The 13519-nt window shown below is 70.2% G+C and carries 11 protein-coding genes and 1 pseudogene; 8 read left to right on the top strand and 4 right to left on the bottom strand.

Annotation, left to right across the window (positions count from 1 at the left end; all coding sequences use genetic code 11):
- From CA983_RS30365 to hutH, 3 genes and pseudogenes are all read left to right on the top strand, one after another.
- Positions 1-229: pseudogene (locus CA983_RS30365) on the top strand (enoyl-CoA hydratase); the annotation flags it as partial.
- Between the two features lie 384 nt (positions 230-613).
- Positions 614-1765 (top strand): GGDEF domain-containing protein, encoded by a 1152-nt coding sequence (locus tag CA983_RS30355; RefSeq protein WP_167407499.1) that lies wholly within the window; start codon positions 614-616, stop codon positions 1763-1765.
- Between the two features lie 102 nt (positions 1766-1867).
- On the top strand, positions 1868-3406 hold the full coding sequence (hutH, locus tag CA983_RS30350) for a histidine ammonia-lyase (RefSeq protein ID WP_086604013.1): 1539 nt from the start codon (positions 1868-1870) through the stop codon (positions 3404-3406).
- An 87-nt stretch (positions 3407-3493) separates the two neighbouring features.
- On the opposite strand, the gene CA983_RS46885 is transcribed toward hutH, so the two are convergent.
- The gene (locus CA983_RS46885) at positions 3494-3820 is read right to left on the bottom strand and encodes a hypothetical protein (RefSeq protein WP_208637075.1); all 327 of its coding nucleotides are present in this window, start codon (positions 3818-3820) and stop codon (positions 3494-3496) included.
- Positions 3821-3929: 109 nt separating this feature from the next.
- On the opposite strand from CA983_RS46885, the gene CA983_RS46880 reads away from it, so the two are divergent.
- The 3 genes from CA983_RS46880 (at position 3930) to CA983_RS30330 (ending at position 9418) form a co-directional block, all read left to right on the top strand.
- Entirely contained in the window at positions 3930-4262 is a 333-nt protein-coding gene (locus tag CA983_RS46880) for a hypothetical protein (protein ID WP_167407498.1), read from the top strand.
- A gap of 276 nt (positions 4263-4538) precedes the next feature.
- Positions 4539-5789, top strand: coding sequence for a L,D-transpeptidase (locus tag CA983_RS30340; RefSeq protein WP_086604016.1), 1251 nt, complete (start codon positions 4539-4541; stop codon positions 5787-5789).
- 374 nt (positions 5790-6163) lie between these two features.
- The gene (locus CA983_RS30330; RefSeq protein WP_425276487.1) at positions 6164-9418 is read left to right on the top strand and encodes a S8 family peptidase; all 3255 of its coding nucleotides are present in this window, start codon (positions 6164-6166) and stop codon (positions 9416-9418) included.
- 97 nt (positions 9419-9515) lie between these two features.
- On the opposite strand, the gene CA983_RS30325 is transcribed toward CA983_RS30330, so the two are convergent.
- Positions 9516-10436, bottom strand: a complete 921-nt coding sequence (locus CA983_RS30325) for a helix-turn-helix transcriptional regulator (RefSeq protein ID WP_086604011.1) — start codon at positions 10434-10436, stop codon at positions 9516-9518.
- Between the two features lie 179 nt (positions 10437-10615).
- Here CA983_RS30325 and CA983_RS30320 point away from each other — a divergent pair, with 179 nt between their 5' ends.
- The gene (locus tag CA983_RS30320; protein WP_086604010.1) at positions 10616-11656 is read left to right on the top strand and encodes an NAD(P)-dependent alcohol dehydrogenase; all 1041 of its coding nucleotides are present in this window, start codon (positions 10616-10618) and stop codon (positions 11654-11656) included.
- Positions 11657-11846: 190 nt separating this feature from the next.
- Positions 11847-12230, top strand: a complete 384-nt coding sequence (locus CA983_RS30315; protein ID WP_086604009.1) for a VOC family protein — start codon at positions 11847-11849, stop codon at positions 12228-12230.
- Between the two features lie 24 nt (positions 12231-12254).
- Here the strand turns inward: CA983_RS30315 and CA983_RS30310 are convergent, their stop codons facing one another.
- Both CA983_RS30310 and CA983_RS30305 read right to left on the bottom strand, forming a co-directional pair.
- On the bottom strand, positions 12255-13175 hold the full coding sequence (locus tag CA983_RS30310) for a DUF5829 family protein (RefSeq protein WP_086604008.1): 921 nt from the start codon (positions 13173-13175) through the stop codon (positions 12255-12257).
- Positions 13176-13296: 121 nt separating this feature from the next.
- Positions 13297-13519: DUF4389 domain-containing protein (locus CA983_RS30305; protein ID WP_143645587.1), on the bottom strand; the 223-nt coding region annotated here is incomplete at its 5' end.

Genomic DNA, 13519 nt, shown 5'->3' with positions numbered 1-13519 from the left:
GGGGCGGGACCGGGAGTCGGCGTTGGCGCTGGCTGCTCGGATCGCCGGGAATTCGCCGGTGGGGTTGCGGGCGGCGAAGCGGGCGTTGCGGTTGGGGCAGGGGTTGGACTTGCGGGCTGGGCTTGAAGTGGAGGATGCGGCTTGGCGGGCTGTGGCGTTCTCCGGGGATCGGGCGGAGGGAGTTGCGGCGTTCAATGAGAAGCGGCGGCCGGAGTGGCCGGGGGAGTGATCTGAGGGTCGCTTGCCGGGTGCTGCGGCGTCGGTGCCGGGGCCGGGTGGGTGCGCAGCCCGGCGGAGCGGGGTGCCGCTTCGTTGGGACGGGTGCCGCCCCGAGCGGCACGACTGCCCGCAGCTGAGCGGGACCGGCGGCCCGCAGTTGAGCGGGGCCGACTGCCCGCGGCTGAGCGGGACTGGCGGCCTGCAGCTAAGCGGGACTGGCGGCCTGCAGTTAAGCGGGGCCGGCGGCCTGCAGCTGAGCGGCACGACTGCCCGCAGCTGAGCGGGGCCGACTGCCCGCGGCTGAGCGGGGCGGTGGCCCGCAGCTAGGCGGGGTCTTCTCCCCGTTCGCTCCGTCAACAGAACCAAATGGCTGGAAACTGCCTAGCCTGGGGTGATGGGTGAGGACAGACGGCTCGTGGCTGTCGTCGCGTTGGCTCAGGGGATGGCGGCCGCTCACGGGTTGCGTGAGGCGTGGCGTGCGGCGGCTGTCGGGGCGTGCCGGGCGCTGGGCGGGAGCTTTGCCGCGCTGTCGGTGTGGGAGCGGGAGCTGGGGCGGCTGAAGGTCCTCGTGAACGTCGGTGAGCTGGCCGAGGGGGAAGAGGAGTTCCCGGAGGACGAGTCCTACCCGGTGCACCAGTTCGCGGAGATCACCGAGTTCCTGCACGAGCAGTGGGCCGGTGGCGGGGAGCCGGACGCCTGGGTGGAGACCGCCGAGGGGCCCGCCGCCGGGCGGCGCCCCGGGTACTGCCATCAGCGCGTCGCCGCCCTGCGCCGCCGTGGCCGCGGCTGCTGCGTGGTCGCGCCCATCGTGCTGCACGGCCGGGCCTGGGGCGAGCTGTACGTCGCCCGGCCGGTCGGGGAGCCCGTCTTCGAGCGGGCCGACGCCGATTTCGCCACCGTGCTGGCCGCCGTCGTCGCCGCCGGTATCGCCCAGACCGAGCGGCTGGAGGAGGCCCGGCGCCTGGCGTTCACCGACGCGCTGACGGGACTGGCCAACCGCCGTGCCGTGGACGTACGCCTGGAGCAGGCGATCGAGCGGCACCGCAGGGACGGAGCCGTCGTCAGCCTCGTCGTCTGCGATCTGAACGGGCTCAAGCGGGTCAACGACACCCACGGGCACGCCGCCGGCGACCGGCTCCTGGAGCGCTTCGGCTCCGTGCTGTCGCTGTGCGGGGCCATGCTGCCCGGGGCCTTGGCGGCACGGCTCGGCGGGGACGAGTTCTGTCTGCTCGCGGTCGGTCCGCCCGCCGACCAGGTCGTGAAGGCGGCCGGTGAACTGTGTCGCCGCGCGGCGGAGTTGGAGCTCGGGGACGGGGTGGCCTGCGGGGTCGCCTCCACCGAGGATCCGATCGGGCCGGTGCGCTCCGCCCGGCGGCTCTTCCGGCTCGCCGACGCCGCCCAGTACCGGGCGAAGGCCGAGCGGGCCACGCGGCCGGTCGTCGCCGGGCGGGCCGGGCCCGACGATCCCGTCGTGCGGCTCGCGGACGAGCCGTCCCAGGAGGCCGACGGTGAGCGCCGGCGCTTCCGTGGGCGGCACGCACCGTAGCGAGCGGCCGGGCAGGCGTGCGTGTGACGTATCGGTAAGGGGTGAACGGGGTCCCCAGTGGTGACATCATCGAATTCACTGCGTACGCTCCTGAATATGGATATGCACACTGTGGTGGTGGGGACGTCCGGGGTGACCGCGTCCGACGTGCTCGCCGTGGCGCGCGGCGGCGCCCGCGTCCAGCTCTCCGAGGAGGCGCTGGCCGCCCTCGCCGCGGCCCGCGAGATCGTGGACGCGCTGGCGGCCAAGCCCGACCCCGTGTACGGCGTGAGCACCGGTTTCGGGGCCCTGGCGACCCGGCACATCAGCCCGGAGCTGCGCGCACAGCTCCAGCGCAACATCGTCCGCTCGCACGCCGCCGGCATGGGGCCGCGGGTGGAGCGGGACGTCGTACGCGCCCTGATGTTCCTGCGGCTGAAGACCGTCTGCTCCGGGCACACCGGCGTACGGCCCGAGGTCGCGCAGACCATGGCCGACCTCCTCAACGCCGGTATCACCCCGGTCGTCCACGAGTACGGCTCCCTCGGCTGCTCCGGCGACCTGGCACCGCTGTCCCACTGCGCGCTCGCGCTCATGGGGGAAGGCGACGCCGAGGGCCCCGACGGTGTCGTACGCCCGGCCGCCGAACTCCTCGCCGCGCACGGCATCCAGCCGGTCGAACTGCGCGAGAAGGAAGGCCTCGCCCTCCTCAACGGCACCGACGGCATGCTCGGCATGCTGGTCATGGCCCTGGCCGACCTGGACACGCTCTACAAGTCCGCCGACGTCACGGCCGCCCTGTCGCTGGAGGCCCTGCTCGGCACCGACAAGGTCCTGGCCCCCGAGCTGCACGCCATCCGGCCGCACCCGGGGCAGGCCGCCAGTGCCGCCAACATGCTGGCCGTGCTGAAGGGTTCGGGGCTGACCGGCCACCACCAGGACGACGCTCCGCGCGTCCAGGACGCCTACTCGGTGCGCTGCGCCCCGCAGGTCGCCGGGGCCGGGCGGGACACCATGGCCCACGCCCGGCTGGTCGCCGACCGCGAGCTGGCCTCCGCGGTGGACAACCCGGTGGTGCTGCCCGACGGGCGTGTGGAGTCCAACGGCAACTTCCATGGCGCGCCCGTCGCCTACGTCCTGGACTTCCTCGCCATCGCCGCCGCCGACCTCGGCTCCATCGCCGAGCGGCGCACCGACCGGCTGCTCGACAAGAACCGCAGCCACGGCCTGCCGCCGTTCCTCGCCGACGACCCCGGTGTGGACTCTGGCCTGATGATCGCTCAGTACACGCAGGCCGCGCTGGTGAGCGAGCTGAAGCGGCTCGCCGTACCGGCGTCCGCCGACTCGATCCCGTCCTCCGCCATGCAGGAGGACCACGTCTCGATGGGCTGGTCGGCGGCGCGCAAGCTGCGCACGGCCGTCGACAACCTCACCCGGGTCCTGGCCGTCGAGCTGTACGCCGCCACGCGCGCGATCGAACTGCGCGAGGGGCTGACGCCGGCTCCGGCGACGCGGGCGGTCATCGACGCCCTGCGGGAAGCGGGAGTCCAGGGTCCGGGACCGGACCGGTTCCTGGCGCCCGACCTGGCCGCGGCGGACGCGTTCGTGCGCGACGGGCGGTTGTTGGCCGCGGCGGAGACCGTCACCGGCCCGCTTCGGTAGACGGTGCTTCAGTAGGAGAAGGGCTGCGTTTCGGTAAGAGCAGCCGGCCGGGGTCCCGCCGAGCGGCAGGACCCCGGCCGCGTGACGTCAGAAGCCGAGCCGCTCCCGGCGGACCGAGTACGCGACGAAGCCCGCGCCCAGCGTGAGGAAGAGCGTGCCGCCGAGGACGTACGGCGTGCTGTCGAAGCTGCCCGTGTCGGCGAGGCGGGCGCCGGTGCCGGCGCCGGTGACGGAGTCGCCCGCGGTGGTGGCCGCGATCCGCGCCTGCTCCGCGACCTGCGGCGACGGACTCGCCGCGACCGCGTCTCTCACCGGCGAGTCCGACGTCGCGTTGGCGGACGGGACGAACCACAGGGCGCCCAGCAGGGACGCCGCGGCAGTGGCGGTCAGCAACGGACGGCGAGCTGATGACACGGAATATCGATCCCCTTGTGGCGCTGGCGAATTGGCCGTGTGGGCCGATGTTAGTGAAAGTCGCGGGTCACGGGAAAGTCACGGGAGGCCTTCGTCGTACGCTCGCGCCATGAGCACTCCAGAGACATCACGATTTGTCCGGCTTCGGGTGGAACTCGTTCTCGAAATCGAGGACGCGGACGGGATCACCAAGGCCGCGCTGCGCCGGATCGCCGACGACGGTGGGATGCCGACGGCGGAACGGGCCCACGCCGAGGGCGCTGTGACGGAAGACACTGCCGAGGCCCTCGCGTACCTCGTGGATCCGTTCGACCTGGTCAGCCAGGTGCCCGGGGTGGAGCTCCAGCAGGCCTCCTGGAGCAGCGAGCGGATCGACTACGACCCCGATTCGCCGGAGTGGGACCTCGACGAGGATGATGGCGACGACGAGAGCGACAGCTGAGGCACTTGGGAAAATAGTGGCCCCGGGCGGCAACCGTCGTCCGGGGTCTCTGCGTCTCATGCGGCGCACCGGCCTCGTCCGCACCGTCCGCGCCCGTGCGCAGCGGACGGACGCGGACGTGGTGATCCCCACACGTGCGTGACATGGGGAACCGGACGAACCGGTCGTAGCGTTGAAAGTTCTCGGTGAGGACTCGCAGGTCCTGACGGGGGCACTTGGACTTCGACGGGGACATTCGGGGTTTTGGGGAAATCGGCAACGATGGAGAAGCGTGTGATGACGGTCAGTAAGCGGCGCAAGGGCCTGACGGTCGCGTCCGCACTGCTCGGCGGAGTGCTGATGCTCTCGGCCTGTTCCGGCGGTGGTGACAGCGCCTCCGGGAGTGACGGCGGCGACAGCTCCCAGTCGAAGGTCGACGAGGCCGCGGCCAAGAAGGCGTCCGAGGCCCAGATCAAGATCACCCCCGAGGACGGCTCCGACAACGCCTCCATCAACAACTCCGCCGCCGTCACCGTGAGCAAGGGCACGCTCACGAGCGTCAAGATGACGACGTCCGACGGCACGGAGGTCAGCGGCCAGATATCCGCCGACAAGACCAGCTGGAAGCCCAGCACGCAGCTGGAGCGGTCCACCACCTACAAGCTGGCGGCGGAGGCGAAGGACTCCGAGGGTCGCGTCGCCCACGAGAACGCCTCGTTCACCACGGTCTCCCCGGCCAACAGCTTCATCGGCAGCTTCACCCCGGACGACGGCACCACGGTGGGCGTCGGCATGCCGGTCTCGATCAACTTCGACAAGGCGATCACCAACAAGGCCGCCGTCCAGAAGGGCATCAAGGTCAGCACGACCAGTGGCCAGGAGGTCGCCTGCCACTGGTTCAACGCCAACCGCATGGACTGCCGCCCCGAGGACTACTGGAAGGAAGGCTCCACCGTCACGCTGAAGCTCGCGCTCGACGGTGTCGAGGGTGCCGAGGGCGTCTACGGCGTCCAGCAGAAGACGGTCACGTTCAAGATCGGCCGCAACCAGGTCTCGTACGTCGACGCGAAGACCAAGCAGATGAAGATCACGCAGGACGGCAAGGTCGTCCGGACGATCCCGATCTCCGCCGGCTCGCCGGAGAACAAGACCTACGAGGGCATCATGGTGATGTCCGAGAAGTTCAAGGAGACGCGCATGAACGGCGCGACCGTGGGCTTCACGGACGACGACGGCAAGGGCGAGTACGACATCAAGGACGTGCCGCACGCCATCCGCCTGTCCAGCTCCGGCACCTTCATCCACGGCAACTACTGGGGCGCGAAGTCCATCTTCGGCAACGTGAACACGAGCCACGGCTGCGTCGGTCTGCAGGACGCGAAGGGCGCCGACGACCCGAGCACCCCGGGGGCGTGGTTCTACAGCAACTCGATGATCGGTGACGTGGTGGTCGTCGAGAACACCGGCGACAAGACCATCGCGCCGGACAACGGGCTCAACGGATGGAACATGAGCTGGGCCGACTGGAAGGCCGGTTCGGCGGTCTGACGCCTCCGTAGCTTCACTCAAGAGCCGCCGCTCTGCCCCGATTCCGGGGTGAGCGGCGGCTTCCGTTTTCTCCCCGTTTCTGTGTCAAGGAGAACACGCGTGCGCAATCGCCTTGTCCTGTAACGGAGTTCCGGCAGCCGTGTAACAGCCTGCCCACGGATTTCTTACCTTCCTCTCATCTATTGAGTACCTGATCACCCGTCGGCATACTGCGTAATCCGGGGGGTGTACGTCCATGCGTACGAGACCACCCCCGGCCGGGTGAACGGGGAATTCGCCCGGTACTTCTGCAAGGGGGAAACTTGCGCAGACAAGTGAAAAGGGCGTGCGCGGCCACGGTCGCCACAGCTGCAGCCGTGGCCCTGGCGGCGGGTATGACCAGCCCGGCGTCGGCGAACGGCGAGCAGACGACCGCAGCCGCGAAACAGGCGTCGGTCACCGCAAAGCACCGCATCACACTGATCACCGGTGACCGGGTCGTCCTGGACGCCAAGGGCCGAGTCGTCGGCCTGGAGCGGGCCAAGGGACGCGAGGACATTCCCGTCCAGATCCGCAAGCTCGACGGCCACACGCTGGTGATCCCGGCCGACGCGGCCCGCCTGGTCGCCACCGGCAAGCTCGACCAGCGGCTCTTCGACGTCACCGAGCTCAACAAGTCCGCGACCCGCAAGGCCCAGAAGAAGGGCCTGAAGGTCATCGTCGGCTACCAGGGCAGCGCCGCGGCCACCAAGGCCGACGTACGCGACGCGGGCCGGCTGAGCCACTCTCTGAAGACCGTGAACGCGGACGCCGTTCAGACGCCGCAGGAGGACACGCCCGAACTGTGGGACGCGGTCACCAACGGCGACAAGACCGCTTCCGGCATCGCGCACGTCTGGCTCGACGGCGTCCGCAAGGCCAGCCTCGACAAGTCCGTCCCGCAGATCGGCGCCCCCAAGGCGTGGGCCGCCGGCTACGACGGCAAGGGCGTGAAGATCGCCGTCCTGGACACCGGTGTCGACGCCACCCACCCCGACCTCAAGGGCCAGGTGATCGGCGCCAAGAACTTCACCACCTCGCCCGACACGACCGACAAGGTCGGCCACGGCACGCACGTCGCCTCCATCGCGGCCGGTACGGGCGCGAAGTCCGGCGGCAAGTACAAGGGCGTCGCGCCCGGCGCGAAGATCATCAACGGCAAGGTGCTCGACGACGGCGGATTCGGCAGCGACTCCGAGGTCCTCGCCGGCATCGAGTGGGCCGCCGCGGAGGGCGCCGACGTCGTCAACATGAGCCTGGGCGGCGGCGACACGCCCGCGATCGACCCGCTGGAAGCGGCGGTGAACAAGCTGTCCGAGGAGAAGGGCATCCTGTTCGCCATCGCGGCCGGCAACGAGGGCGACTTCGGCGACCAGACCATCGGCTCCCCGGGCAGCGCCGCCGCGGCCCTGACCGTCGGCGCGGTCGACGACAAGGACGTGCTGGCCTCCTTCTCCAGCCGTGGCCCCGGCATGGACGGCGCCCTCAAGCCCGACGTGACCGCGCCCGGCGTGGACATCACCGCGGCCTCCGCCCCCGGCAACCAGATAGCCGCCGAGGTCGGCGAGAAGCCGGCCGGCTACATGACGATCTCCGGCACGTCGATGGCGACCCCGCATGTCGCGGGCGCCGCGGCGCTGCTGAAGCAGCAGCACCCGGAGTGGAAGTACCCCGAGCTGAAGGGCGCCCTCACGGGTTCCACGAAGGGCGGCAAGTACACGCCGTTCCAGCAGGGTTCGGGCCGTATCCAGGTCGACAAGGCCATCGAGCAGTCCGTGATCGCCAACCCGTCCTCGGTGAGCTTCGGCGTCCAGCAGTGGCCGCACACCGACGACAAGCCGGTCACCAAGGAACTGACGTACCGCAACCTCGGTACGAAGGCCGTCACGCTGAAGCTGACGTCGACCGCCGCCAACCCCAAGGGCCAGGCCGCCCCGGCCGGCTTCTTCAAGCTCGGCGCCACCTCGGTGACCGTCCCGGCCGGCGGCAAGGCCTCCGTCCCGTTCACCGTGAACACCAAGCTGGGCGGCACGCTCGACGGCGCCTACTCGTCGTACGTGACGGCGACGGGCGGCGGCCAGACCGTCCGCACGGCCGCCGCCGTGCAGCGCGAGGTCGAGTCGTACGACGTCACGCTGAAGTTCCTCGGCCGTGACGGCAAGCCCACCAAGAACTACAGCGCCGACCTGGCCGCCGTCTCCGGCCTGGGCAAGGGCAAGTTCTTCTCGCCGTACGACGAGGACGGCACCGTCACCACCCGTGTGCCCAAGGGCGGTTACATCCTCAACACGAACGTCTACGCGGGCGACGACCCGGAGAACTTCCAGGGCGCCGACTGGCTGGCCCAGCCCAAGATGACCGTCACCAAGAACACGACGGTCACGCTGGACGCCCGCAAGGCCAAGCCGGTCGACATCACCGTGCCGGACAAGGCCGTCAAGTCGGAGTTCGCCATGGCCGACTACACGGTGGAGACGAAGGACTCCAGCTACGGCTTCGGCTGGATGCTCGACTCCTTCGCCGACATCCGCACCGCGCACGTCGGCCCGCAGATCACCGACGGTTCGGTGACCCAGCAGTGGGACGGCCACTGGTCCAAGGGTGCCAAGGAGCAGTACGACGTCACCGGCGGCGGCAAGGTCAAGCAGCTCGCCACCGGCTACACCAAGCACTACAAGGCGAGCGAGCTCGCCACGGTGAAGGCGGGCCTCGGGGCCGCTGCGAAGGGCAAGAAGGGCTCGATCAACGCGGTGGGCTGGCTGCCGTGGAGCAGCGGCGCCTCCTCGATCGGCATCGAGCAGTCCCTGCCCGGCACGCGGACGCTGCACCTGTCCGCCACGGGCGGCGTGAGGTGGCAGCTCGACTTCAACCAGTACGGCGGTGTGGACGCGGACGGCTTCCCGGTCGACGAGGCCGGCTACACGCTGGGCACGCAGAAGTACGCCGCCGGCAAGACCTACTCGAAGACCGTCAACACGGCCGTCTTCGGACCGCGCATCAACAGCGATTTCGGCATCTTCCGTGAGGGCAACGACCTCTTCGGCTCCCTGCCGCTGTTCGCGGACGGCAAGGGCAACGCGGGCTACTCGACCTTCTCCGCGGTCGACACGACGCTGTACCGCAACGGCAAGAAGGTCGGCAGCAACGACGACCCGCTGTTCGGCGAGAAGCAGTTCAAGGTCCCGGCCGGTGACGCCGAGTACAAGCTGACGACGTCGGTCAAGCGCAGCGTCAAGGTCGCGGCGGCCTCCACCCGCATCGACGCGAGCTGGACGTTCCGCTCCAAGAAGACCGCCGACCTCACGCAGCTGCCCGCCTCCACGGCCCGCTTCAACGCGGCCACGGGCCTGGACAGCAAGGTCCCGGCCGGCAAGGCGGTCAGCGTCCCGGTCACCGTCGAGGGCGCGGCCAAGGGCAGCAACCTGAAGTCGCTGTCGGTGTACGTGTCGTACGACTACGGCAAGACCTGGAAGAAGCTCACCGTCAAGAAGGGCAAGGTCAGCTTCAAGAACCCGGCGAAGGGGAAGGCCATCTCCTTCCACGCCAAGATCGCCGACAAGAAGGGCAACAAGTCGACGGTCTCGATCTACAACGCCTACTACGGCAAGTAAGCCGTCCTGCGCCGCAGGGCTCGCCCGCGGGGTGAGCTGTAGTGCCTGTCAGTGAGTGGCCCGTCGGAAGCCTCGGCTTCCGGCGGGCCCCTCGCGTTCACTGAGCCGGCGTACCGGTCCCCGCCCGGGTCGCGTCCGCGCCCCAGCTCGCCAGCAGCCGCAGCGCCTCCGCCGACGGGGAGCCCGGTTCCGCGTGGTACGTGATCAGGGCGTGCTCGGACTCGTCGACCAGGCGGAACGTCTCGAAGGACAGGGTCAGGTCGCCGACCAGCGGGTGCCGCATCCGCTTGACGCCGTAGCTCTTCTCCTTGACGTCGTGAGCGGCCCACAGCCGGCGGAACTCCTCGCTCTTCACGGAGAGCTCGCCCACCAGGGCGGACAGCTTCGGGTCGTCCGGATGGCAGCCCGCGTCCATGCGCAGAAAGCCGACGATGTCGGCCGCCTTCTGGTCCCACTCGACGAACAGCTCGCGGTAGTCGGGCCTGAGGAACGCCAGCCGCGCCCAGTTCCGCTCCGGCGCCGGCAGCTCCCCCCAGTCGCCGAAGAGGGCCGCGGCCATCCGGTTCCAGGCCAGGATGTCCGAGCGGCGCCCGACGACGTACGCCGGGACGGAGTCGATCGAGTCCAGCAGGTGCCGCAGCGCCGGCCGTACCTGCTGGGTGCGCGCCGCCTGCTTCTTCTTGTGCTGCTTCGGCTTCGCCAGGTGCGTCAGGTGGGCGTGCTCGGCGCCGGTCAGCCGCAGGGCGCGCGCGATCGCGTCCAGCACCTCCGCCGAGACGTTGCGCCCGTTGCCCTGCTCCAGCCGCGTGTAGTACGCCACGGACACCCCGGCAAGCTGCGCCAGCTCCTCACGGCGCAGCCCCGGAACCCGCCGCCGCCCGAAGTCGGGCAGCCCCACGTCCTCCGGCTTCAGCCGGGCGCGCCGGGTGCGCAGGAACTCACTGAGCTCGGCACGCCGGTCCAGGCCCCCGCCGGTCTGAGGTGCGGGCTCCTGTACGGGTTCGGGCTGTTCGTCCATGCCCTCCAGTATTCACGGTCGTACGCACACGAGCCTGACCCCGCCAGTGGTACGCACGCTGTGCGTACGCAAAACCGTGGTCTGGGTAGACGCTCGCGGGTCTGGCACGGTGGTGATCGTGCCCGGTCGGAACATCAGAAGGCAGCCGGGCACGGAACCCCGCTAGGAGAACCCCCGGCATGACCACTGTTGCTGCGTACGCCGCCCCCGCGCCCAAGGCTCCGCTGGAGCGCACCACCATCGAACGCCGCCAGGTCGGCGAGTACGACGTCCTGATCGACATCAAGTTCGCCGGAATCTGCCACTCCGACATCCACCAGGCCCGCGAGGGCTGGGGCGAGGGCATCTTCCCGATGGTCCCCGGCCACGAGATCGCCGGTGTCGTCTCCGAGGTCGGTCCGGGCGTCACGAAGTTCGCCGTCGGCGACCGCGTGGGCGTCGGCTGCATGGTCGACTCCTGCCGCGAGTGCGAGAACTGCAAGGCCGGACGCGAGCAGTACTGCGTCAAGGGCAACGTCCCGACGTACAACGGCATAGGCAAGGACGGCGAGCCCACCTACGGCGGCTACTCGCAGAAGGTCGTCGTCGACGAGAACTTCGTCGTCCGCATCCCCGACGGCCTCTCCCTCGACGTCGCCGCGCCGCTGCTGTGCGCCGGCATCACCCTCTACTCCCCGCTCAAGCGCTTCGGCGCCGGCCCCGGCAAGAAGGTCGCGATCGTCGGCCTGGGCGGCCTCGGCCACATGGGCGTGAAGATCGCGCACGCGCTGGGCGCCGAGGTGACCGTGCTGTCGCAGTCCCTGCGCAAGCGGGAGGACGGCCTGAAGCTGGGCGCGGACCACTACTACGCCACCAGCGACCCGAAGACCTTCGAGGAGCTGGCCGGCACCTTCGACCTGATCGTCTCCACGGTCTCGGCGCCGCTGGACTTCAACGCCTACCTCTCGCTGCTGAAGACCGAGGGCACGCTGGCCAACGTCGGCGCCCCCGAGGAGCCCATCGCCCTCAACCTCTTCTCGGTGATCGGCGGCGGCAAGAGCCTCGCCGGTTCCATGATCGGCGGCATCGCGGAGACCCAGGAGATGCTGGACTTCTGCGCCGAGCACGGCCTCGGTGCCGAGATCGAGCTGATCCGCGGTGACCAGATCAACGAGGCCTACGAGCGGGTGGTCGCCAGCGACGTGCGCTACCGGTTCGTGATCGACACCGCGACCATCTGAGTCCGACGGCTCCATCTGAGTCCGACGGCTCCAGCGGAGACCGACGGCTTCGCATCCGCCCTGAGGGCCCCGGCAGCGCGCCGGGGCCCTCAGGGCGTTCTTGATGCACGAATGCACGAGGAGGTGCCCGCGGGGTACACGTGGGGGAGTGCACCAAGGGGTTCGCCAGGTACGTCAGGGGAGGCCCGCCATGACCGTGCAGCTGAACCACACCATCGTCGCCGCGCGCGACAAGCGCGTCTCGGCCCGGTTCCTCGCCGACATCCTGGGACTGGACGTGAGCCCGCCCTACGGCCCGTTCCTCCCGGTCGAGATCCCCAACGGCGTGACGCTCGACTACATGGACAGCCCCGGCGCCATCACGCCGCAGCACTACGCCTTCCTCGTCTCGGAGGACGAGTTCGACCAGATCTTCGCCCGGATCCAGGAGGCCGGTCTGACGTACTGGGCGGATCCGTTCCACAGCCGTCCCGGCGAGATCAACCACCACGACGGCGGCCGGGGGGCGTACTTCGACGACCCCGACGGCCACCGACTGGAGATCATCACGCGGCCGTACGGCAGCGGCGGCTGAGCCGCGTCCCGGGCCAGGGCTTCGTCACCTGGAGTGACTCGGCCGGTCCTGGTCTGCGAAGGTCCACACGGCACGGGATCCCGGGCCCACGACGAGGGCCGAGTGACCGATCCGCTCCTCGTGCCGGTACGACACCGGCCTGTCCAGCGACATCTCGACCTGCCGCAGACCCACCTGGTCGAGCGGCACGGCGTCGAACCGCAGCGTGGTGCCGCCGCCCTTCGCGACGGCGCCCCCGTCGGGCAGGGACCGTACGGTGAACCCGCCGGCCTTGAGCAGCGGCACCGTGTTGGCGAGGTCCCGGGCGGTCACCGCGAGCCGGATGCCGGTCACGTCCCGCATCAGGCGGTCGCGGTAGCCGTCGGACAGGTAGCGCTCCCGGCCCACGTCGCCGGGGTACGCGGCGGGCTCGGTGTTGCCGCGCGGGTCGGCGAAGTACTCCGGCCGGTACTCCATGCCCCAGGCGCCGAAGAGGTCGTACTGCTCGGTGGTGAAGACGGCGTCGAACCAGGGCACCGGGACGCCGTCGCCGAAGTCCCGGGTCTGCCGGAACTCGACGGGGTCGCTGATCCCCAGTTCGCGCAGCCGCGTGGTCACCCTCGCCAGGTCGCCCTCCCGCTCGGTCGAGACGCCCATGCCGGTGGCGCCGAGGGTGCCGTCCTTGCCGGGGAGGTCGCCGGTCCCGAACAGCTCGAGGTAGGTCTCGCGGCCCATCAGATAGCGGCCGGTCCAGGTCTGCCCGCCGGCACCGGTCGTGGTGCGGACCTGGAAGTTGGCGAAGTCCCTCAGGAAGGCGGAGTGCTCGATGGCGTCGGCGGTCTCCCGGTCGAGCACGCCGTAGGCGTGGTTGTAGAACAGGAGCTGCCGCCCGCCGTCCTCGGCCTGCGCGGAGCTCACCCCGCCCTGGACCGCCCCCGCGAGGGCCAGGGCGATGACCATGATCACCTGTAATGCTCGTCTGACCGTCATGCGGAGGAGCGTAGAGCGGGAGGAAACCCCTCCGCCGGGGATTGAGGCCTTTGCCAGGGGCGGCCCCGGGTCGGGAGCCCTTGGCCAGGACCCTCGGTCAGGGGCTCTTGGTCAGTGGCTCTGGGGCAGGGGGCTCCTGTCCGCCCATGTCGAGGCGGAACGGCGGGTACCGGTCGGTCATCAGGGCGGCGTACGCGGTCACGCGGGCGCACCAGCGGGCGAGGCCGAGCAGGAAGTCGAACAGGTGCCGCGGATAGCGGGCGGTGAACAGCAGGACGACCACCGCGACGAGCGAGAGGAACGGCATCAGCCCACTGCCC

The sequence above is a fragment of the Streptomyces swartbergensis genome (assembly GCF_002148965.1).
In the GTDB taxonomy this organism is placed as follows: Bacteria; Actinomycetota; Actinomycetes; order Streptomycetales; family Streptomycetaceae; genus Streptomyces; species Streptomyces swartbergensis.
The sequence above is the reverse complement of the archived record's forward strand: the minus strand, read 5'-3'. Positions and strand labels throughout refer to the sequence as shown.